The sequence below is a fragment of the Mesorhizobium sp. M7A.F.Ca.MR.245.00.0.0 genome (assembly GCF_003997415.1).
In the GTDB taxonomy this organism is placed as follows: Bacteria; Pseudomonadota; Alphaproteobacteria; order Rhizobiales; family Rhizobiaceae; genus Mesorhizobium.
The window spans coordinates 316,435-317,463 of the sequence record NZ_RZTE01000003.1; the positions used below are offsets into that span (position 1 = coordinate 316,435).

The following is a 1,029-nucleotide window of genomic DNA, read 5'->3' on the forward strand; positions in this document are numbered from 1 at the left end:
CTCGACATCGCGCAAGCGGCCGGCGCCGATGCAGCCCTCCTCGGCTGCACCGAACTGTCGGTGGTGGCCGCCAGCCTCAACGATATCAATGGATTGGTCGTCATCGACAGCAATGCGGCCTTGGCGCGAGCCTGTCTGACACGGCTGGGCTTCGGTGCCCAGGAAGCCCGCGGCCTGCCGACCGTATCGCGGCTGCCGGAACATGACCGATCGATGCGCGCCAGCTTGGCCGCACTGGCCTAGCCCTATGGATAAAACCTCATAGCATTTCGGAACCCGTCAGCCCTGGCGCGGCACGCCCTTGGCAAGCAGGTAGACGAGATACGGCCCGCCAAGCAGCGAAGCGAACAGGCCGGCGGGCAGTTCGTAGGGAAAGGCCGCCATGCGCGACAGCCAGTCCGAGACGATCATCAGCAAGGCGCCCAGAAGCATCGCTCCGGCGAGATGGACGCGGGCGCGGGAAAAGCCGACCAGACGGGCAAGGTGTGGCGCGATCAGGCCGACGAAGCTCAATGGCCCGACGACCATGGCGGCCAGCGCGGTCAGCAGCGCGGCAACGATGATCAGCATCAGCCGTCCGCCGGCAACCGGCACGCCCAGGCCGCGTGCGCTGTCGGACCCGAGCGGCAGGATGTCCAGCCAGCGGGCGGCAAGGAACAGCGGCAACGTCAGCGGCAACAGACAGGCGAGTGCTAGCCCTGCATCGAGCGCCGACGCCTGGCCGGTCGAGCCGCTCAGCCAGCGCAACAGGATGTAGGACTGCGCGTTGCCCATGGCGATCGTCGCGGTGATCGCAGCGCTGCACAGCGCGCTCATGGCGATCCCGGCAAGCAGCAGCCGCTCGGCACCGAACTTTGCTCGTGCGGCAATGGCCAGCATGGCAATCAAGGCCACCAGTGAGCCCAGGGCTGAGCCGGCGAGCTGCCAGCCAAGATCGGCCGTGGCGCTGACCATCAGCACGGCTGTCAGGCCGGCACCGGCGCCGGTGCCGACGCCAAGCACTTCGGGGCTTGCCAGCGGGTTGCCGGG

Annotated in this window: 1 protein-coding gene and 1 pseudogene; one reads left to right on the top strand and one right to left on the bottom strand. The window is 68.1% G+C overall.

Translation table 11 applies throughout. The features are described from left to right. A pseudogene (locus EOB80_RS35065) lies at positions 1-243 on the top strand (aspartate/glutamate racemase family protein); the annotation flags it as partial. 36 nt (positions 244-279) lie between these two features. Here the strand turns inward: EOB80_RS35065 and EOB80_RS35965 are convergent. Continuing rightward, the gene (locus EOB80_RS35965) at positions 280-1,002 is read right to left on the bottom strand and encodes an iron chelate uptake ABC transporter family permease subunit (RefSeq protein ID WP_348629499.1); all 723 of its coding nucleotides are present in this window, start codon (positions 1,000-1,002) and stop codon (positions 280-282) included. Positions 1,003-1,029 lie beyond the last annotated feature (27 nt).